Source organism: Tropicibacter oceani, assembly GCF_029958925.1.
GTDB lineage: Bacteria > Pseudomonadota > Alphaproteobacteria > Rhodobacterales > Rhodobacteraceae > Pacificoceanicola > Pacificoceanicola oceani.
Window position 1 is genome coordinate 3,716,929 of sequence record NZ_CP124616.1, and the last position, 18,879, is coordinate 3,735,807.

The 18,879-nt window shown below is 60.9% G+C and carries 18 protein-coding genes and 1 tRNA gene; 8 read left to right on the plus strand and 11 right to left on the minus strand.

From position 1 onward, the window contains the following. The first annotated feature begins 129 nt into the window (after positions 1-129). On the plus strand, positions 130-2,286 hold the full coding sequence (gene selD / locus QF118_RS17790; RefSeq protein ID WP_282300376.1) for a selenide, water dikinase SelD: 2,157 nt from the start codon (positions 130-132) through the stop codon (positions 2,284-2,286). Here the strand turns inward: selD and mnmH are convergent. Then, positions 2,276-3,334 (minus strand): tRNA 2-selenouridine(34) synthase MnmH, encoded by a 1,059-nt coding sequence (gene mnmH, locus QF118_RS17795; RefSeq protein WP_282300377.1) that lies wholly within the window; start codon positions 3,332-3,334, stop codon positions 2,276-2,278. The two genes, selD and mnmH, sit on opposite strands and share 11 nt — an antisense overlap. Positions 3,335-3,482: 148 nt before the next feature. Between mnmH and QF118_RS17800 the strand changes: the two genes are divergently transcribed. Beyond that, positions 3,483-3,557: transfer RNA gene (locus QF118_RS17800), tRNA-Phe, on the plus strand. A 31-nt stretch (positions 3,558-3,588) separates the two neighbouring features. On the opposite strand, the gene QF118_RS17805 is transcribed toward QF118_RS17800, so the two are convergent. Genes QF118_RS17805 through QF118_RS17815 form a run of 3 tightly spaced genes read right to left on the minus strand, consistent with a single transcriptional unit; the run spans position 3,589 to position 5,159 of the window. Further along, on the minus strand, positions 3,589-4,701 hold the full coding sequence (locus QF118_RS17805) for a tyrosine-type recombinase/integrase (RefSeq protein ID WP_282300378.1): 1,113 nt from the start codon (positions 4,699-4,701) through the stop codon (positions 3,589-3,591). Then, positions 4,701-4,937, minus strand: a complete 237-nt coding sequence (locus QF118_RS17810; RefSeq protein WP_282300379.1) for a hypothetical protein — start codon at positions 4,935-4,937, stop codon at positions 4,701-4,703. The genes QF118_RS17805 and QF118_RS17810 overlap by 1 nt, the downstream gene beginning before the upstream one ends. Before the next feature lie 15 nt (positions 4,938-4,952). Further along, positions 4,953-5,159 (minus strand): hypothetical protein, encoded by a 207-nt coding sequence (locus tag QF118_RS17815; RefSeq protein WP_282300380.1) that lies wholly within the window; start codon positions 5,157-5,159, stop codon positions 4,953-4,955. 141 nt (positions 5,160-5,300) lie between these two features. Between QF118_RS17815 and QF118_RS17820 the strand changes: the two genes are divergently transcribed. From QF118_RS17820 to QF118_RS17845, 6 genes are read left to right on the plus strand one after another with little or no spacing between them, the layout of a single operon-like run. Continuing rightward, positions 5,301-5,723, plus strand: a complete 423-nt coding sequence (locus tag QF118_RS17820; protein WP_282300381.1) for a helix-turn-helix domain-containing protein — start codon at positions 5,301-5,303, stop codon at positions 5,721-5,723. 4 nt (positions 5,724-5,727) lie between these two features. Then, the gene (locus QF118_RS17825) at positions 5,728-6,033 is read left to right on the plus strand and encodes a hypothetical protein (RefSeq protein WP_282300382.1); all 306 of its coding nucleotides are present in this window, start codon (positions 5,728-5,730) and stop codon (positions 6,031-6,033) included. A 15-nt stretch (positions 6,034-6,048) separates the two neighbouring features. After that, positions 6,049-9,309 carry an Eco57I restriction-modification methylase domain-containing protein gene (locus QF118_RS17830; protein WP_282300383.1) on the plus strand — a complete coding sequence of 1,087 codons (3,261 nt, stop codon included), beginning with the start codon at positions 6,049-6,051 and terminating at the stop codon, positions 9,307-9,309. Between the two features lies 1 nt (position 9,310). Then, on the plus strand, positions 9,311-10,249 hold the full coding sequence (locus QF118_RS17835) for a GIY-YIG nuclease family protein (protein WP_282300384.1): 939 nt from the start codon (positions 9,311-9,313) through the stop codon (positions 10,247-10,249). 13 nt (positions 10,250-10,262) lie between these two features. Then, positions 10,263-10,409 carry a hypothetical protein gene (locus tag QF118_RS17840; protein ID WP_282300385.1) on the plus strand — a complete coding sequence of 49 codons (147 nt, stop codon included), beginning with the start codon at positions 10,263-10,265 and terminating at the stop codon, positions 10,407-10,409. 18 nt (positions 10,410-10,427) lie between these two features. Continuing rightward, entirely contained in the window at positions 10,428-11,126 is a 699-nt protein-coding gene (locus tag QF118_RS17845) for a restriction endonuclease (RefSeq protein ID WP_282300386.1), read from the plus strand. Here QF118_RS17845 and QF118_RS17850 read toward each other — a convergent pair. From QF118_RS17850 to QF118_RS17880, 7 genes are all read right to left on the minus strand, one after another. Then, a complete protein-coding gene (locus QF118_RS17850) occupies positions 11,107-12,039 on the minus strand; it encodes an IS5 family transposase (RefSeq protein ID WP_282299042.1) in 933 nt (310 codons plus the stop codon). The genes QF118_RS17845 and QF118_RS17850 overlap by 20 nt on opposite strands. Then, positions 11,984-12,532 carry an Arm DNA-binding domain-containing protein gene (locus QF118_RS17855; RefSeq protein ID WP_282300387.1) on the minus strand — a complete coding sequence of 183 codons (549 nt, stop codon included), beginning with the start codon at positions 12,530-12,532 and terminating at the stop codon, positions 11,984-11,986. Before QF118_RS17855 ends, QF118_RS17850 begins: the two co-directional genes overlap by 56 nt. A 158-nt stretch (positions 12,533-12,690) precedes the next feature. Then, on the minus strand, positions 12,691-13,731 hold the full coding sequence (locus QF118_RS17860) for an SIR2 family protein (RefSeq protein WP_282300388.1): 1,041 nt from the start codon (positions 13,729-13,731) through the stop codon (positions 12,691-12,693). Positions 13,732-14,549: 818 nt separating this feature from the next. Beyond that, the gene (locus tag QF118_RS17865; RefSeq protein WP_282300389.1) at positions 14,550-15,125 is read right to left on the minus strand and encodes a PqiC family protein; all 576 of its coding nucleotides are present in this window, start codon (positions 15,123-15,125) and stop codon (positions 14,550-14,552) included. Between the two features lies 1 nt (position 15,126). Next, positions 15,127-17,574: an MlaD family protein gene (locus QF118_RS17870; RefSeq protein WP_282300390.1), complete on the minus strand. Its 2,448-nt coding sequence runs from the start codon at positions 17,572-17,574 to the stop codon at positions 15,127-15,129. Next, positions 17,575-18,189 (minus strand): paraquat-inducible protein A, encoded by a 615-nt coding sequence (locus QF118_RS17875; protein WP_282300391.1) that lies wholly within the window; start codon positions 18,187-18,189, stop codon positions 17,575-17,577. Next, positions 18,186-18,824, minus strand: coding sequence for a paraquat-inducible protein A (locus tag QF118_RS17880; protein WP_282300392.1), 639 nt, complete (start codon positions 18,822-18,824; stop codon positions 18,186-18,188). The genes QF118_RS17875 and QF118_RS17880 overlap by 4 nt, the downstream gene beginning before the upstream one ends. Positions 18,825-18,879: the final 55 nt, after the last annotated feature.

Consider the following 18,879-nt stretch of genomic DNA (forward strand, 5'->3'; position numbering starts at 1 on the left):
CGCACGCCGGCCAAGCAGGCAAATCCCGATCATGCGACATGACGGACCGGCGACAATCACGCCCGCCTTGTGGCATTCCTGTCCTGCAGCTGCGGCGATCGGCGCCGCGACTTCAGGAAAGGCGTGACCATGCACCCCAGTCTGCCGTTCACCCGTGATCTCGTGTTTGTCGGCGGTGGCCATACCCATGCGCTGGTCCTGCGCAAATGGGGTATGTCGCCCCTGCCCGGCGTACGCCTGACGGTCATCAACCCCGGGCCGACTGCGCCCTATTCGGGGATGCTGCCCGGCTTTCTGGCCGGTCACTACGACCGCGAGGCGCTGGATATCGACCTGATCCGGCTGGCGCGTTTTGCCCAGGCCCGGGTGATCCTGGGCGCAGCGCAGGGGATCGACCTGCAAAAACGCGAAATCCACGTGCCCGGCCGCCCGCCCATCGGCTATGACCTGGCCTCGATCGACATCGGCATCACCAGCCGCATGCCGACCCTGCCCGGCTTTGCCGAACATGCGGTTCCGGCCAAGCCGCTGGGCACCTTTGCCGCCCGCTGGGCCGATTTTCGCAAGACCGCCGGTGCGGCCTCGATTGCCGTCATCGGCGGCGGCGTCGCCGGGGCGGAAATCGCCATGGCGCTGGCCCACGCCATGCGCCGCGATGGTCGCCGCGCCCGGGTCTGGCTGATCGATCGCGGCACGGCGCTTGCAGCCTTGCGCCCCCCGGCGGCGGCCCGGCTGCGCAAGGCGCTGATCGCCGAGGATGTGACCTTGCTTGAACAGACACAGATCACGCGGGTGACCGCGCAGGGGCTGGAACTGACCAATGGCGAGAAGATCGAGGCGCAGTTCATCACCGGTGCGGCCGGGGCCCTGCCCCATGGTTGGCTGGCGGACACCGGTCTGGCGCATGAACAGGGCTTCGTCACCGTCGACGCGACGTTGCGCAGCTCGGACCCGCAGGTTTTCGCGGTCGGCGATTGCGCCCACATGCAACATGCCCCCCGCCCCAAGGCCGGGGTCTATGCCGTCCGCCAGGCGCCGATCCTGTTCGAAAACCTGCAAAGCCTGCTGGCTGGCAAGACCACCCTGCGCCCCTATCAGCCGCAGGACGACTATCTCAAGCTGATCTCGCTTGGCGAAAAATCCGCACTTGCCGACCGTTTTGGCGTCACGCTGTCCGGCCCCGTCATGTGGCGCTGGAAAGACCATATCGACCAGACATTCATGCAAGGGTTCCGCAGCCTGCCGCAGATGGCTCCGCCGCCCCTGCCCGACCGCCATGCCGCCGGCATGGCCGAGGCGATCGGCCCGAAACCGATGTGCGGCGGGTGCGGGTCCAAGGTGGGGCGCGATGCGCTGTCCCAGGCCCTGGCCGATCTGCCAGAGCACGGCCGCGACGACGTAGTCAGCGTCAAGGGCGACGATGCCGCCATGCTGAAAACCGGCGGCGCGCGGCAGGTCATCAGCACCGATCACCTGCGCGCCATGATGCCCGACCCCGTCCTGATGACCCGCATCGCCGCCATCCACGCGCTGGGGGACATCTGGGCCATGGGCGCCGCGCCGCAGGCCGCCACCGCAACGATCATCCTGCCCCGCATGGCGCCGGCGCTGGCCCGCCGCAGCCTGTCGGAAATCATGCAGGCCGCGCATGAGGTCATGCATGACGCGGGCGCGGCCATCGTCGGCGGCCATACCTCGCTTGGCTCGGAGCTGACGATCGGCTTTACCGTCACAGGCCTGTGCGAAAAAGACCCGATCACCCTGGCCGGCGCCCGCCCCGGCGACACCCTGATCCTGACCAAGCCGATCGGCTCGGGCGTGTTGATGGCGGCGGAAATGGCCGGTCAGGCAAACGGCGACTGGGTCGCTGCCGCCTATGACGCGATGGTGCAGCCGCAGGCCCGGGCGGCGCAGATCCTGCGCGGCGCTTCGGCCATGACCGATGTCACCGGCTTTGGTCTGGCCGGTCACCTGCTGAACATCTGCGAGGCATCGCAGGTCGGCGCCGCCCTGTCGCTAAACGCCGTTCCGTTCCTGCAAGGCGCGCTCGAGCTATCGGAAAACGGCGTGCGCTCAACGCTTTACCCCGAAAACCGTGCCGCGCTGCCCTTTGTGCCGCAAAGCCCGCGCAGCGATCTTCTGTTCGATCCGCAAACCGCCGGTGGCCTTCTGGCCTGCCTGCCAACAGGCGCGCCCCAGGCCCTGCAGGCTCTGCGCCAGGCCGGGTACGAGGCCGCGATCATCGGCGAAATCACCGAGCACCCCGGCCAGATGCTTATCCGCTGATGCGCTGCACGGCCTGGGCAAGCCGCCCGGCCAGATCGGTCAGCGCCGCATCATCCAGGCTCTGTGTCGGGACCCGTTCGGCCACGCTTGGCGCGATGGCCCGCATCGACCGTTCATAGGCCGGATCATAGTGATCGGCGGCCAACGAGGCGCAAAGCCCCAGCCGGTCGTTGGCGGCAATCAGGCTGTCCCAATGGTCCACCAACGCATGGCCGCGGTGATAGCGCAGCGGCGCCAGCCGGGCGCGCAGCCGATCCGCATCGGCCAGGATATCCTCGTAAGCCTCGGCCAGGTAGCGCGCGCGCGCCTCGACCGGGGCGCTCACCTCGATCCAGGGGGCGCTTTTCATCGCGTCCCACAGGCTGGGCGGCAGGTTGATCTCTCCGATCTTGCTGCTTTCCGCCTCGACCAGCACCGGCCTTGCCGGGTCAAGCGCGTGCAACTGACCGGCCAGGTCCGCCTCAAAGGCCTTCTGGCTGGGCTGCCCCCCCGGCATCCCCCCCAGCAAGGACCCGCGATGCCGCGCGATCCCCTCAAGGTCCAGCACCTGCACCCCCAGCGCCTGCAAACGCGGCAAAAGCGCAGTCTTGGCGGTGCCCGTATAGCCGCCCAGCTGGATCAGCCGGTGCGGCAACGGGTTGTCGTACAGCGCGGCGGTCACCAGCCGGCGAAAGGATTTGTAGCCGCCCTGGATGGTCTCTGACCGCCAGCCGATTTCGCGCAGCATCCAGGCGAACGACCCCGAGCGTTGCCCGCCGCGCCAGCAATAGACCAGCGGCCGCCAGTCGCCCTCGTGATGGGCCAGCGGTCCTTCGATATGCGCCGAGGCGTTGCGGAACACGAGGGCGGCGCCGATCTTGCGCGCCTTGAAGGGCGAAACCTGTTTGTACATGGTCCCGACGCGGGCGCGTTCCTCGTTGTCCAGCACCGGCAGGTTGATCGCCCCGGGCACATGATCCTCGGCGAATTCGGCAGGGCTGCGCACGTCGATGACCGTGTCAAAGTCGTGGTTCAGAAGGTCGCCAAGTGTTTCAAAGCAAAGAGCCATGCTGCGCGGTTTACCTTTTAAGGGCGGCTTCCGGAAGGGCTGGCAACACGGAATATCATCAGAAGCAAAAAACGTCGAAAAAGGCACTGGACACCCGTTATCAGCTCGGCTATTCCGCCTGCACCCGAAGGGCGTCGCCCTTCCCCGTGCCCGGGTAGCTCAGGGGTAGAGCAGTGGATTGAAAATCCTCGTGTCGGTGGTTCGATTCCGCCCCCGGGCACCACTTAACAAGCTGATATAATTGAATTTTATGATCATGACTGATCCTCGTTTCGGTCAGGTTTGACGCTTTTCTGCGAAGGTTTGACACTTTCGGCCCGCCTTCGGTTCTCTTCTTCCAATGTCGCCATCGTCTCGCGGTTCTTGTCGGCAAGGTTCGCAGACCTCGAATAGTGCCGCGCCATGGACGGAGTTTTCTGTCCCAGAAGGTCCGCGATACGGCGTTCATCGAGGCCTGCTTCGCGCAAAGTTGTGGCGACCGTGTGCCGCAAGCCCTTGAGGGTCAGGCCTTTTTCGATAAGGCCTTCATTCTCGAGGGCGGTCTTGAAGCGGTGCCAAACAGTCGAGAAGCCGTTGTAAGTCCAAGCTTCTCCTCTGGAATTGGAAAGCACCGTCTCGGCGTCGTGGTCGGGCATACGGTCCAGCGCGGCCTGAAGCGTCGGACTGACCGGAATCGCGACCTCTTCGCCCGTCTTCCCGCGCACGCCCCAGATAGTGCTACCATCAACCTGATCCTTTCGCAGTCGCAGGGCGTCGGACGGATCGATGCCCGTGTTCATCATCAAGGCGAGGGCCACGCGCACATGGGACTTCGCTTTCCCCAAAACAGTGTCGCGTTCTTCGATGGTCCATGGGCGGTTCGCATAGGCACGGTCGCGAGGGCGGCGCTTGGGAATGACGTCTTTGGCGAAGTTGGCTGAGATCAGACCCTTCGGAATGTTGTAACGGAAGACCTCGCTTAGAAGCGTGCGCACCATATTCGCCCGCCGCCAGCCAATCTTCTTCGCCGCCTTGTCATGGATGCCTGCAATCAGAGGCGTGTCGATCACATGGATCGGCCTGTCGCGGATCGGCTCAAGGAAGTCGGCGCACTTGCGATAGTCACGGCGGGTGGCTTCGGCCAGGTTCTGATAGTGCTCGGTTTCAAAGTAGGACTGGATCAACCCACCAAGCGTTCCGGCCTTTGGTGCCTTCGCTCGCTGCGCCTCGGCGATGGCACGGATCGTCTCACACTCCGCAAAGAACTCGGCAGAGCCGATAGGCGCATGGGTCAGGTCAACCTTGTGGCCGGTCTCGCGGTGGTAACATCGCTGCTTGCCGTGCCGGTCCTTGAAAATCTTGAACCCTTTGACTCGCACCTGTGTCATTAAAGACGGTCCAGAATGGTTTCGCGCGTGTCGGTCACGGACCCAGACTTTACATCATCGATCCAGAGATCGAGATCACGGCGATCCCAGAGAAGCGTGCCTTGCTTCAACTCAACGGGCCGAACAGGGCAGGTCGACTTGAAGTGCTTCACAGGCAACCCGGCATAACTCGCGGCCTCGGACTGCTTCAGCATGCGCTTGTCGATCACGCTGATATTCAGATTGGTCGTCGCCATGGCCTGATACCCCCATCAATTCGCCGCCGAACGCTCGGCCCCTTTGACCTTGGTCGCGTTCTTCTGAAACCGTTCCCAGCCGCTCATCGTCAAGAGCTTGGTCTTAGGGGATATTTCTACAAACTCGAGCTTTCCGCTGTTCATCAACGCTCGAACTTGCGCAACGCTTAGGCCAACCATTGAACTAAGCTCTTTCGGCGATAGTAGCTTTTCGTGAGCCAAAACCCTCTCCTTTTCAGAAGTTAGCGTGAATCAGGTTGATTGCTTCGACGAGCCGTGCTCCGATAACGAAACACAACTAATGACGTTCATTTGTGCGTATAGCATTCAATTGAGCGTAAACACAAGTGGATTGCCTAGGCAATGGCAGAACGTGCGGAAAATTACCTAACTGCGCTTGGAGCGCGCCTCGCCATCACCAGAAACGAGAAGGCGTTGTCCCAGGCAAAGATGGCGGAAGCTCTCGGAATGTCTTTGCGTGCGTATCAGAGCTACGAGCTGGGCAAGCGGTCGATCCCGGTTGAAGCTCTGATCAAACTTCATCGCCAGTTTGACGTCGATTTGAGCTGGATACTGCTTGGCGTTGAGGCTGTGCGATTGAAGCACGACTTGGACAAGCTGGAAGAATTTGAGGTCGAGCTGGACCGATACCTGTCGGAGAACGGGATCAAACTGAAAAGTGAAAAGCGGGGCGCAATCTCTGCGCGCTGGTACCGCTCTTTCCTGGAAGGGAAAGAGATCGCCATGGACGACGTCCATACATGGATCGAGCTATTGAGGGAGTAGGACTATGACACCACCAACCAAAAAATGGCGCAGCACGAAATTTGCGGCCTTGGAAGCTTCGCATCGTTACATCTTCCGGTTTGCAGAGCTTACCTACCTGCGCGCTTGCATTGCGGGAGTCGTTTATCTGTTCGCTTTTGCATGGCTGAACACATTCGATTTCGATGCTTCCAACTTAACCATCTTTTCTACCATAGAGATTCTACTCGCCGGCCTCGCCATGGCGTCCTTCGTCGGACTGGCGGCGTTTTCAGGTCCAGTTGCCATTCTTCAATGGCGTTCCCACAGATACCTTCAATCAATTTCATGAGCCGTAAATTACCGAATGAACCTGTTTAACAAGAAGACTATTGCGCGACATTTGAAGCCTGAAACTGTGCCTGCTGACCATCAGGAGGCCCTGACCGCATGGTCCGACATGATCCGCGATGGGAGGATTTACTCTCTCAAGGAAACCGCTCTGCACGGCCAGTTTACCGCGAAGATCGTTGAAGGTGTTCTCGGCTATCACGGTCCCGCTGGCGGTGCTGATTACACTGTAGCAACGGAACAAACGATCCTAAGGGGCAGTGTCGATCTTGCCCTCGGGCGGTTCGGTGGCCCTAAGCCTGAAATCCTCGCACCATTCGAACTGAAGGGCGCGGATACGCGCGACCTCGATGCGATCATGCCTGGCCGGAACAAGAGTCCCGTTCAACAGGCGTGGGAATACGCCATGAACGCCCGCGGCGTGAAATGGGTCCTGGTATCCAACTACATCGAGTTGCGTCTCTACGGGTTTGGCGAAGGAACCTCGGCTTACGAGGTGTTCCGCCTAGACCAACTGACCAACCCGGACGAATACGCCCGCTTCATGCTCCTGATCTCGGCGGAAAATCTGCTGTCGGGTCGAACGCTTGACCTGCTCAAGGAAAGCCGCCGCGAAGACAAGGACATCACGGACAAGCTCTACCAGGACTACAAAGACCTTCGGCTGAAACTGCTCCACGCGGTGCAAGAGGCCGACGCCTCCATCGACCCGCTCGACGCGATTGCCCTTGCGCAGAAGATCCTCGACCGAGTGCTCTTCATCGCTTTTTCTGAAGACGCGGGCCTACTACCTGACAACACGCTCAGTGACGCGTTCTCTCACATCGATCCATACAATCCGCGCCCGGTTTGGGAGAATTTCAAGGGCCTGTTCCGCGCCATCGATGCAGGCCGCAATGAGGTCAGGGATGCAGAAGGCAAGGTCCTGGTGCCAGCCATCCCCCGCTACAACGGCGGGCTGTTCCGCACTGATGATCTTATCGACGGCCTCACCCTGCCGGATGCCATCTGCGAAGGGTTCAAGACGCTGGGTGAGTATGACTTCGCTTCCGAAGTCTCTGTCACCGTACTCGGCCACATCTTCGAACAATCCATTGCCGATGTGGAACGCTTGCAAGCCATCGCGCGGGGCGAAGAGGAAGAACCGGAAAAGACCAACGGCACCAGCGGGCGGCGCAAGCGCGATGGGGTGGTCTACACGCCCGACTACATCGCGCGGTTCATAGTGGTCGAAACCCTTGGCGCGCACCTCAAGGAAGTCTTTGTAACCATCCTGCGTGATCACGCCAAGAAGGGGGCGGACGTCTCCGACTATGCCGCCATCCCGTGGCGCAGGAAGTCGGCTGAGCTGGAAGCCTGGCAGGCCTACCGCGACCGGATCAAAACGCTGCGTATTGTCGATCCTGCTTGCGGCTCGGGCGTGTTCCTCATCATGGCCTTCGACTTCCTCAAGGCCGAACTGTCCCGCGTGAACGACAAGATCGCTGAGCTGCAAGGCAAGGATCAGCACATCCAGGACCTTCTCGATCCTGACAGTGAAATCCTGTCGAACAACCTCTTCGGCGTCGATGTGAACGCGGAAAGCGTCGAGATCACCAAGCTGTCGCTTTGGATCAAGACCGCGCGGCGCGGCAAGGTGCTGGACAGCCTGTCGGGCAGTATCCGTGTCGGTGACAGCCTGATCGAAGACAGCAACTTCGCCTATCTCGATCACGCTTTCACTTGGGAAACCGCCTTTCCTGAGGTATTCGCAGAAGGCGGCTTCGATGTTGTTCTGGGCAACCCACCCTATGTGCGCCAAGAGCTTATCTCGGACCTCAAGCCATATCTGCAAAGGCGCTTTGAAAGCTACCATGGTGTGGCCGATCTATTTTGCTACTTTTACGAGCGGGGCCTTCGCTTGCTGAAGCCAGGCGGGCGCTTGGGCTACATCTCGTCTAACACCTTCTTCAAAACAGGGTCAGGCAAACCACTACGCGAATACCTGTTGCGAGATGCGACGATTGAAGGGGTTGTCGATTTTGGCGACCTGCAAGTGTTCGAAGGCGTCACAACCTACCCCGCGATCCTTGTGCTCAAGAACGGTTCCGCGCCCGAAGACCATGAACTTAGGTTCTGGAAAGTGGACGCGCTCCCAGAAACGAACTTCATTGCAAGCTGGGAAGCCGCTGCGGGACCGTTCACACAATCCGGACTGGATTCTGGGTCATGGCAGTTGGAAAACAGGTCACTCAGAGCCCTGAGAGAAAAGATTTGGGCTGGAAAGAGTACATTGAAGGAGGTCTATGGAGCACCGTTTCGTGGGATCGTGACAGGCGCAAACCCTGTCTTTGTCGTCGATACTGCAACCAAGGAACAGCTCTGCGCAGAAGACCCGCGATCTGCAGAGTTGTTGAAGCCGTTTCTTGAGGGGAAAGACTTGAAACGCTGGCGGGCTGAGCCAAGCGATAGGTGGCTGATTTTCACAAGACGCGGCCTCGATATTGATTGTTATCCAGCAGTCAAAGCCTACTTGCAGCGCCATCGCGAAAAACTTGAACCGAAACCTGAAGGCTGGACGCCGACAAAGCCACGAGACAAATGGCCAGGCAGAAAATCGGGCACTTATCAGTGGTTCGAAGTGCAAGACACAATTGGCTACCATGCGTCTTTCGCCCACAACAAAATCATCTATCGGGACGTGTCGCGGCAAGCTTCGTTCGCGCTCGACAGAAGCGGACTTCATCTAGATTCAACCGCCTCGTTTGTCGATGCGGATGATCCGTTTCTACTCGCGATTCTGAATTCCAAAGTGTTCTGGTTTGTTCTTTCCGCTCTAACTCCTTTGGCTCAAGGCGGTTATCGAAGAAAAAAGAACCAGTATATTGAGCAGGTACCGATTCCAAATGCGTCCACAGAGGCACGATCCAAACTGGCCGCGCAGGTCGCAAAGTGTGGTGATCTCGCGCAACAGCGGCTAAAGCTCCAAACATCTCTCACCCGCCGCATCCCCGACCTCTGCCCGCCAGACAGGGAACCAAAGCTCAATACCAAGCTCAAGGAATGGTGGACCCTGCCAGACTTCGCCGCCTTCCGGGCTGAGGTGAGGAAAGCCTTCAAGGCCGATATCCCGCTCTCCGAACGCTCCGACTGGGAAGATTGGATCACCCGCGACCGCGCCGAAATAGCCCGCCTCACCGCCGAAATCGCGCAAGCCGAATCCAAGATCGACGGCATCGTCTACGACCTCTTCGACCTCACCCCCGACGAAATCGCCCTTCTGGAAAGCGTGGTGTGACATGAGTTCTGGTCTGCCCGACGGGCGCAACATGTGGATACGCGCCTTCTATGACTTCAACCCCGAAGAAGCGGGTTATGTCGGCTGGACCATGGAAAGCGGTCAGGCGAGAGCGCTGCGGGAGCTGAAAGACGGCGACCTGATGATGATCTACGGCGCATCATCGGGGCAGACGAAGAAGGCCATGCGCTCTCACATCCTCGGGTTCGTAGAGATCGAGGCCCGCCCAATCCGCGATGACGAGAAGGCCTCCGAAGCCGCGCAGCGAGCGAAGAAGGCGAACGGTGACAGAGGGAAGTGGACCTATGGCTTGCCTATCCGCCGCGCGTGGCGCGCGCTCGACAAGATGTCGATCGAGCGCATTGCACCTGACACTTATGACAAGGACGCGGGCCAAGGCATCGGCGTCTGGGGGCGTGCCCTAACAGCAGCCGAGATCGAAACAGCGCTGAAGATCAAAGTGACTGAGGTCAACGTATTCGGCGAAGAACCGGTCGGTAATAGCGGTCTGTCCAATACCGCGTTCAAAGAGGAGTTTTTTCCGTCAAAAGCGTTTCCGGGGTCGAGCGGCGAACGGACGTCCACCTACACCGATGGCGAAACGTTCTTGTACCTGGCCAAGTTCGACGGTGACGGCGCTGCATTGCTGGGGCGCTCCCAGTCTTTTGGCGGTAAGTCGGTTGCACTGAAGATCGGTGTCTCGAACGATCCGGCATCACGCTCGGACCAGTTGAACGCAGGCATTCCGCCCGCTGCGAAGGGGCGGTGGCGGATCGAGCTGCGGGCCCCGTTCGCGGATCGCAAGGCGGCTGAAGCGGCAGAGCAGGTGTTCAAGGATAAATCCGGCAAGCTGGAAAGTCTGGGCGGGGAGTTTTTCTGGGGCGATAGTATGGACGCGGTCTTGCTGTTCTCATCGATCCCAGGCGTGTCGCGGTTTTGAAAGAGGGATTTTGATGAGACGATTTGAGATTGATGCAGAGACGCTCCCGGACCTTCCTGGAATGATGCTTGTCACGGTCGAGGCTCTGAAGGACCTCGGCGGGTCGGCAACGATCCAGGAGCTTGATGAGAAGGTGATCGAGCTGGAAGGTGTGACCTAGGCCGAACAGGCCTTCACCATGCCACGGGATGAGAACCGGACGCGTGTGAATTACTACCTCGCTTGGGCGCGAACCTATCTGAAACGGGGTGACGCGCTGAACAACTCGAAGCGCGGGGTCTGGGCGCTGACAGAATCAGGTTCCGCGATCTCGGACCTGAGTGCGACGCAAGCGATCTACGATCAGGTGACGCAGGAAGAACGCGAGCGCGCCCGCATGAAGCGTCTGGCCGCCAAAAAGGCCGACGCGGATAGAGGCGAAGAAATCGAAGTCATGGCCGAAGATGGCCCCGCTGATGAGGAAGACTGGAAATCGGCTCTTCTGGCCGTGCTGGGCAAGATGACCCCGGACGGATTCGAACGACTTGCGCAGCGCCTCTTGCGTGAGGCGGGCTTCACGAAGGTCGAAGTGCGCGGGAAGTCCGGCGACGGCGGGATCGACGGTGTTGGGGTGCTGCGCGTCAATCTTGTGTCGTTTCAAGTCTATTTTCAGTGCAAGCGTTGGAAGGGCAGCGTCGGCTCCAAGGAAATCCGCGACTTCCGGGGAGCTTTGCAGGGTCGCGCAGACAAAGGGCTGTTCATCACCACTGGCCACTTTACCAGCCAAGCTTCGGACGAAGCCACCCGCGACGGAGCGATTGCGAGGCTCTGTTGCACAAATCGGCTGAACGCCGAGTTTCCCCTTTCCCCGGGCGGACTTATCCTACGACTTCCGTGACGGGCATGCCGAGCGCGGTGTAGCCGTTCAGGACGGCAATGCGGACCTGGAGTTCCGCGACCTGGCGGTCGAAGTCCCGCGCCATGAGCCGCTGGCCCAGCAACTTCATACAATGCATTTTTGTCTCGACGCGGCTTCGGCGGTGGTATCCGCTCCATCGTCGCCAGAGTGCGCGGCCCAGGTATTTCGCCGCGCGCAAGGCCTCGTTTCGCGCCACGGCTCCGGCGGTGATCGTCTTCCAGGGCTTCGCGTTTTTGCGGGGCGGGATGACGGCATGGGCGCCGCGATCTGCAATCGCATCGTGGCATTTGCGCGTGTCGTAGGCGCCATCAGCCGTGACGCTACCGATTTCCTGGTCCTGCGGGATTTGGTCGAGAAGGTCGGGTAGGATCGGCGCATCACCGATGTGGCTCCCGGTGATTTCGACGGCCCGAACCTCCAGCGTTTCCTCATCAATCCCCAAGTGGATCTTGCGCCAGACGCGGCGTTTAGGGCCGCCATGCTTGCGGGCGTGCCACTCGCCTTCGCCCTCGACCTTGATCCCGGTGCTGTCTATCAACAGGTGCAACGGCCCCTTGGAGCCGCGGTATGGGATGTTGACGGCCAAGGTCTTCTGGCGGCGAGATAGCGTGCTGAAGTCGGGCACCGTCCAGTTCAGACCGACCAGCTGCAGCAGGCTCTCGACGAACCCGGTCGTCTGCCGGAGCGCCATGCCGAACAGCACTTTCATCGAGAGGCACGTCTGTATGGCGGCGTCGCTATAGCTCTGCTGGCGGCCACGCCTGCCTGTCGGCACGGCATCCCAGATCATCTCAGGGTCGAACCAGATCGTCAGCGAGCCCCGGCGCTTGAGCGCTTCATTGTAGGCTGGCCAGTTTCTGGTCTTGTAGGTCGGGGGTATGGGTCTGCTCATGCATCCCAGCTACCACGCTGGATTCACGAGATGAATCCCTCACGCGATTTGTGCAACAGAGCCCATCCTGCCGCTGGATCTGGTCGATAGGCCGATCCTTCAAGCCGTCGAACTTATGCAGAACGCTTTCGGTGCGTTTCCAGTCCTTGGTGTTGGGCTTGGCGTGAAGCTCGATGAACTTGGGGATCATCTCACCCAATGTGTCAGCTGATGCCTCGGGCACCTCGGAGGGCTTGTCGAACTCGCCCAATTCGACATCGCGAGCGATTTCCATCGCGCGCCGTCTGGCATCGGCAAGGGAGACCACAGTGTAAGGGCCGATTTTGATGCGCCTGCGCGCACCGTTCGGTCGGACCAACGTGTAGAACACCTTGGCACCTGTGGTCGACACACGCACATGCAGGCCGTTTACCTTCTGGTCGCGGACCTCGTACCGTTTGGCAGTCGCCGGAGGCATCGCATCGAGTGTTTTGGTTGTCAGCATCTGTTTCATGCCGACATCGTAAGACACCCAGAATCCGCGTGTCAGGGTATAGCTTGGGAGGGTTTGCAGAGTGCTAGCAGATTCTGAAACGGGGTGCGAAGGATTTGAAACTCCTCTGGCCAATGCGAGCAGTTGAGACCACTTAGCCTGAGCCCCTTTTTCAGGCTCTAGTATGCTTCACTGTCCCAGTCTGAGAAATCCAGAATATTATCAAGTCTAATGACATTAAGTTGGTCACCCAATCGATTTCCCCAAAATCTCTGCCTGTCTCTCGCGCTACCCGAGATACCGCTCCACTCCACAATTGTTTTCTTGCTGCCGCGTGCAAGTTTAGAAATCTCCTGGTTGACGTGATCGTCAAACCCAGAATATCCAAATAGAAGTACCTCTTTGGACTCAGCCAAAGCTTCACGAAACGCCTCCCAGTACAGGGAAAGAATTTCTGAGCTAGCGATTATCGAACGCTTTTGTTCCGAATGATTTAGTACGATATGGCGCCCCGAGCTCTTTCCAGATCGCATCTCTTCGCGGTTCAGCTTGGTAGGCCGGTTCACCATCTTGCCAGCCACCTCCACCTCGGCGTCAGAGTAGAGAGGCGTACCGTGCAAGTGGAGCAAATAACCCTTCGGTTCCCCATAAATTAGATGGAAGTTTTCACGTATGAAACCTCCTGTTCTTGTGAAGCCGTCGATCAAAGCACCGTCGAAGTCATCGCAAATCCTTACCGGAGGGAATTTACCAACGCGGGTTTTCCTGCAAAATGCATCGTATAGAAGGGGGTCATAGTTCAAATTAGCAATATGAGGCCGCCTACTGTTCACAAAGCGAACCAAGTCTTGCGAAAACCGTTTCGGTAAAGAATTGCTAGTACTGTGAAAGTAGCGAGCGACATGAGCGTTTAGTTTAAAAATTGTTTTGGCCACAGATCGCGCTTCATCAGAGAGCCATTGGGATGCAATCCCGGCTGGCAGAACGCTTTCAAGGGTTTGTACGGATTGTATTGCTAGCTGAGCATTCATCAACTCAGCCTCATCGCTAGGAGGCGTTCCATCTTCGTACCCGGGCACGAGCTTTCTGATGAGTTCCTTCTCTTGAGCATCGAGCAAGTCTCCAGCCCAAATTGCTTTGAATGCCAAATCTAAGCGATAGAAATCGTTATCTATTGCTCTCCCCAATCCGTTTCCGAACAGAACTAACTTTCTAGACATAGCATCTTCTTCTGGCACCCCCCTAAGAGGACGTGGCGGTTCTCTGTGTTTGGCCCAACTTCGCTCTTGCTGCGCTCTTTCGCAAGACTGGCATATGCGCAAAATCCGTCCAGCTAAACATACTTGCATCGAATGGCCGCGGGCAAAAAGACGGCCCTGACTCTGAGGCAGGCGCTTTGGTTGGGTGCACAATGGGTGTCGCGGACGGTGGGCTAAGGTGAAATGGTATGAAGCGCGCTGGCAAAGCTTGAAAGCACTAAGACATTGCGTGGGATAGATTTCTAGCACGGGCTGCGCCGCTTTGAAGAGAGGTGACCCGTCTCCTAGGAAAATTGAAAATCCTCGTGTCGGTGGTTCGATTCCGCCCCCGGGCACCACTTCAACTCTTTGAAGCGAAAACTTTTGGGACGCCATTCTTCCTCTGCGGAGATGGGTATTTGCCGCGGGGCGACAGGCTTCCCGCCTGCAATCCTTTGGGTTGAACACCGGATTCTGAGTTGCCGCGGTTCCGACACCTTCAAGACAGCGTCATATCCGCTTCAGGTCAACCAAACAGAGTTGAAGACGAGGCATGGTCTCGCCCCCGGACAATCCCTCACCGTGTTGCAAGATCCCTGACAGCGCCCAATCCCAGCGCATCGGATCGGCCTGCGTCAGCGTGTCAGTAATGGCGGCAGTCTTCAGGATCGTCGCAGCCCGCAGGTGCCCGTCAACGGTGTCGCAGGGCACGGCATGGGGCCGGTATGGCGCAGGCCCCCGCCTAAAATACCGCAAACCGGTGGTCGCGGCGAGCGACCGCGCGGCGGTGGGCAGTCGCGTCAGCGCAGCCCGTTCTTGGCGATAAAGACCGACAGTTGGGCGACAGCCTCGGCGCGGGCGGCGGCGATCTGGGCCGGGCCGGGTTCGCCGGTGATCAGGGCTTCGATCTCGAAACGCTTGGCGCGATCCGGGCCCTGTTCCTCGGGCGCGACAAAGACCTGCCCGGAAATCCGGAACGCGCCGGTTTCAGTGGCATAGAAATCCTGCACCCGCACGTCGACCTTGACGTCGGGAATATCGCGGAAGGGCCAGGGTTCGGGCGCCACCAGACGCCCGGTGATGGCGTCCAGTTCACGCGCGATCTGCAGGGTCACGGCGCGGCCGGGTTCATCCGCCCAAAGCGCATCCGTCGGGGTGATGGCCCCGCTGGCGTCGCGGACATGGATTTCCTCGGCCTGGGCATAGGTCGGCAGGGTCACGGCCGCCACCTCGATGCGGGCATAACGGGACGAGACACGCTCGGCCTTGATTTCGGCCGCCACAGGCGCGTCAAAGCGTTGCTCGACGCCGCTGCAGGCGCCCAGCGCAAGCATCGAAAACGCCAAAGGGGCAAGGGTCAGGGAAAACTTGGTCATGTCACCGTCCTGTAATCAGGGAATTGGGATTACGCTGGATCTGGCGGGCCAGCCTGTCGATGGATTGGGCCGCCGCGTCGATCTGGCGGATCGCGCCGGACAGCTCGCGGCCAAAGTCGCTGCCGCGGCCGAAATCGGAGATGGTCGTGCCGGCCTGAGTGGCGACAGCGCGCAAACGGTCGGACAGGGCCGGCAGGCTGCGGCTGGCTTCGGCCACCGCCTCGGCGGCTTCGCGGGCCGAGGCAAGCGCGGCATTGGCATTGGCCACCACCCCGCCGTTGCGCAGTTCCTCAAGCGCCAGGCGCAGTTCGGCCAGGGCACCGTTCAGTTCCGATGGCAGCTGGCGGGTGCTGTCCTGGTTGACGACCGTGTCGATGCTGGCCAGCAGGTCGCGGGCCTGCGCCGCCAGTTCGTCAAGCGACAGGTTTTCCGCGTCGCTCAGCACCGCGCTGGCCTGGTCGGCCAGTCCCGGCAGCCTGTCGGCGGTCGTCCCGAACGAGGTGATGACCTCGGACATGGCGGCAACGATGCGTTCCTGCTGGGCTTCTTCCAGCAGGGCGTTCAACTTGTCCGAGGCCTGTTGAAGACTGGTGGCCAAGTCGCCCACCTGCCCCGGCAGGGCAGTGAATTCGCCGCTTTCGACCACGCTGCGCAGACCGTCCATGGCGGCGCGCAGGTCGCCCGGCAGCGCCGTCAGGTCGGGGTTCGTCAGCAGCGCATCGGCATTGCCGACCAGCGCCGACAGCTGCGCCGACAGATCGTCCAGCGGCAGCGCTTCGGCCTTGCCCAGCACCGCGCCGGCGCTTTCGGCCAACCCCGGCAGGGTCTGCGCGGCACTGTCCAGCGAGGCGATCAGCTCGGAGACGGCGGCAACCACCGCTTCGTCCTGGACCTGCCCCAGCAGCACGTTCAGCTTGTCCGAGGCCGCGTTCAGACCATCGGCCAGCGCGCCGACCTGCGCCGGAAGTGCGGCGACCTCTTCGCTTTCGGCCAGCTTGCGCACGGATTCCAGCGTTGCCAGCAGCGCCTCGGGGGCGGCCTGGATTTCTTCGGACCCGACGACGCCGCGGATGTCGGCAAGGGTGTTGATGATCTCATCCATCAGCTCTTCGACCGGCAGCGCGTCGATACGCTGGATCAGCCCCTGCGCGCTGGCCGCGACGTTGGTCACGCTGGACGGCGCGGTCGGGATACGAGGATAGGGCGAGGCGTCGCGATCCAGCGTCGCCTGCGGGGCCGTGTCATCCAGGATCAGTTCGACCTTGAGCCCGCCGGTCAGGATCGAGGCATTGGTCAGACGCGCGCGCAGGCCTTCGGCGATGCGCTCGTCGAGGTATTCCAGAAAGATCGAATCGTCGCCGCCGGTTTCCAGCCCCAGCCGCCCGGGGTTCAGCCGCACGGTGGCCAGCAGGCGCGCTTCGTTGTCGCCAAAGCGAGCCTGGTCGACGATGCCGGAAATGGTTTCCACCTCGCCCAGGCGCAAACCGCCCAGCGTCACCGGGGCACCGGCCTGAAGTCCGGCGATGTTTTCTTCGAAAACCATCATCAGGCTGACGGTGCTGCCGTCGCCTTCAAGCAGGAATTCCTCGCGGGCGGTGTCTTCGTTGGGGTGCAGCGTGAATTCGGAATCGGCGCTGAGCGGCTGACCGCCCGAGGCCAGGGTTTCAAAGGTCATGCCGCCGGAAATCAGCGATGCCAGCGAGGTAAAGTTCAGGCTGGCCCCCGAGGAATCCAGCGACAGGCTGAAGCCCGAGATGTCCCAGAACCGCGACGACGACGAGACCAACGAAGTATGGGGTTCAAGGATCACCGCCTGCGCCTGGACGGCCAGACCTTCGGGGGTCAGCTCGGTCCGGCCGATGCGGCCCACCTGGACACCGCGATACAGGATCGGCGTGCCTTCGGCCGGCAGCCCGGTGTCGGAACGCAGCGTAAAGGTCACGCCTGCCTCGCCCAGCGCCAGCAGCGGCGCGTTCTCGGCGCCCTGAAAGGCGGTCTTGGCGGGGCCCGGCTCTCCATCCCAGGAACCGTTGATATAGACGCCGGACAGCACCGTATCGAGCCCCGAAACCCCCTGTGCCGTCACCTTGGGGCGCACGATCCAGAATTCCGCATCCGCATCGACATTGGGCGCGATGTCCTTGTCCAGCCGGATCTCGGCCACGACCTGGCCCAGGTCGTCCGAGAAATGCACATCCTCGACCAGCCCGACGGGAATGTCGCGGTAGCGCAGTTCGGTTTCCAGCGGGCGCACGCCGTCGGCGCGGGCAAAGGTGACCTGGATCAGCGGGCCGCGGCTGGTGTAGTTCTGCCAGGCCACGCCGATGGCGGCCAGAATGGCGATGGCCGGGATCACCCAGATCAGCGATACGCCCGAAGGCTTGTCGACGGCGGGCTTCAGCGGGACCTCGCCGGGGGTGCCGACGCGGGGCGTGGAATCATCGTTCATTTACGTTTCCGAACTTTCAGGGCCGATGCTGTCCCAGATCAGTCGAGTGTCGAAGGATCGGGCAGCGAGCATGGTGAAAACAACTGACAGGGCGAATGTCAGGGCCGCGGGGCCAGGATGGATCGAGGCAACCACCGACAGCTGCACAAGCGCGCTGAGGATGGCCACCACAAAGACGTCGATCATCGACCACCGGCCAATGAACTCAACGACTTCGTACAGATGTTGGCGGCCATGTTCGCTTTGGCGCGACCCGCGCTTGACCGACAGGGCCAGGTGCGCGATCGCGATGAACTTGGCCACCGGAATGACCACCGAGGCGATCAGGACGATGGCGGCGATGGCCAGGTCGCCATGCTGGGCGATGGCCACCGCGCCGCCGATGATGGTGCTGGAGTCCGTCCCAACAAGGGTCGAGGTCACCAGCATGGGATACATGTTGGCAGGGATATAGCACAAAAGCCCGGTCAGCCAGAAGGCCCAGACCACCTGCAGGTTGTTGGGGTGCCGCGATTGCAGGCGGTGCCCGCAGCATTCGCAGCGCGGCGTGCCGCCCGGCCAGACCTTGGCGCAGGCGGTGCAGGTCACAAATCCCAGTTCGCGCGCGGTGGTCATTGCCCGGCCTCGAGCGCGCGCCAGATCGACCAGCTGCACAGGTATCTGTCGGAAATCACCACGATCACCGACAGCGCCGCGAACATCCAGAAGGCAGGGCCGAATTCCAGCCGCGCGATGCCGGCCACCTTGACCAGCGCCACGGCGCAGCCGATCGAGAAGATCTCGGTCATGGCCCAGGGCTTGAGCTCTTGCGCAAGACGAAAGGCGCCGCGACTGTGGCGCGCCGGGCGCAGGCCGAATTCGATCGGCGCGATGACATAGATCAGCAGAACCACCCGCATCAGCGGCACCAGCACGATCAGCATCACCGTGGCCAGCGATACCAGCACCAGGAATCCCGATCCAAAGCTGAAGGCAACGTCCAGCAGTGACACGCGGTTGCCCAGCCCGGCGGCGTTGATCGACAGGAACGGGTGAAAGGTGGCCGCCACGACCAGCACCAGGATCGCCACGGACAGCGCCAGGATGCGCACGCCGGCGCCCTTGCGGTTGGTGATCAGCACGGTTGAGCAGCGGCTGCAGACGGCCTTTTCGCCCTCGGACGGGCTGCGCGCGACATAGACCGCGTCACAGCCGGGGCAGCCGATCAGTACCGATGGGTCAACCCCGGTATCCCGAACATCATGCGCCACGGCGACTCCTGACTCGCAAGGCGCTGCGCGCCTCTTCAAGCGCGCTAGATAGCCC

Coding starts and splice junctions, on each gene's coding strand:
- QF118_RS17870 (WP_282300390.1), bottom strand. CDS start 17,574: ATGAACGATGATTCCACGCCCCGCGTCGGCACCCCCGGCGAGGTCCCG.
- QF118_RS17825 (WP_282300382.1), top strand. CDS start 5,728: ATGACACCACCAACCAAAAAATGGCGCAGCACGAAATTTGCGGCCTTG.
- QF118_RS17845 (WP_282300386.1), top strand. CDS start 10,428: ATGCCACGGGATGAGAACCGGACGCGTGTGAATTACTACCTCGCTTGG.
- QF118_RS17830 (WP_282300383.1), top strand. CDS start 6,049: ATGAACCTGTTTAACAAGAAGACTATTGCGCGACATTTGAAGCCTGAA.
- QF118_RS17805 (WP_282300378.1), bottom strand. CDS start 4,701: ATGACACAGGTGCGAGTCAAAGGGTTCAAGATTTTCAAGGACCGGCAC.
- QF118_RS17810 (WP_282300379.1), bottom strand. CDS start 4,937: ATGGCGACGACCAATCTGAATATCAGCGTGATCGACAAGCGCATGCTG.
- QF118_RS17865 (WP_282300389.1), bottom strand. CDS start 15,125: ATGACCAAGTTTTCCCTGACCCTTGCCCCTTTGGCGTTTTCGATGCTT.
- QF118_RS17875 (WP_282300391.1), bottom strand. CDS start 18,189: ATGACCACCGCGCGCGAACTGGGATTTGTGACCTGCACCGCCTGCGCC.
- QF118_RS17835 (WP_282300384.1), top strand. CDS start 9,311: ATGAGTTCTGGTCTGCCCGACGGGCGCAACATGTGGATACGCGCCTTC.
- QF118_RS17820 (WP_282300381.1), top strand. CDS start 5,301: ATGGCAGAACGTGCGGAAAATTACCTAACTGCGCTTGGAGCGCGCCTC.
- QF118_RS17850 (WP_282299042.1), bottom strand. CDS start 12,039: ATGAGCAGACCCATACCCCCGACCTACAAGACCAGAAACTGGCCAGCC.
- QF118_RS17840 (WP_282300385.1), top strand. CDS start 10,263: ATGAGACGATTTGAGATTGATGCAGAGACGCTCCCGGACCTTCCTGGA.
- QF118_RS17860 (WP_282300388.1), bottom strand. CDS start 13,731: ATGTCTAGAAAGTTAGTTCTGTTCGGAAACGGATTGGGGAGAGCAATA.
- selD (WP_282300376.1), top strand. CDS start 130: ATGCACCCCAGTCTGCCGTTCACCCGTGATCTCGTGTTTGTCGGCGGT.
- mnmH (WP_282300377.1), bottom strand. CDS start 3,334: ATGGCTCTTTGCTTTGAAACACTTGGCGACCTTCTGAACCACGACTTT.
- QF118_RS17855 (WP_282300387.1), bottom strand. CDS start 12,532: ATGAAACAGATGCTGACAACCAAAACACTCGATGCGATGCCTCCGGCG.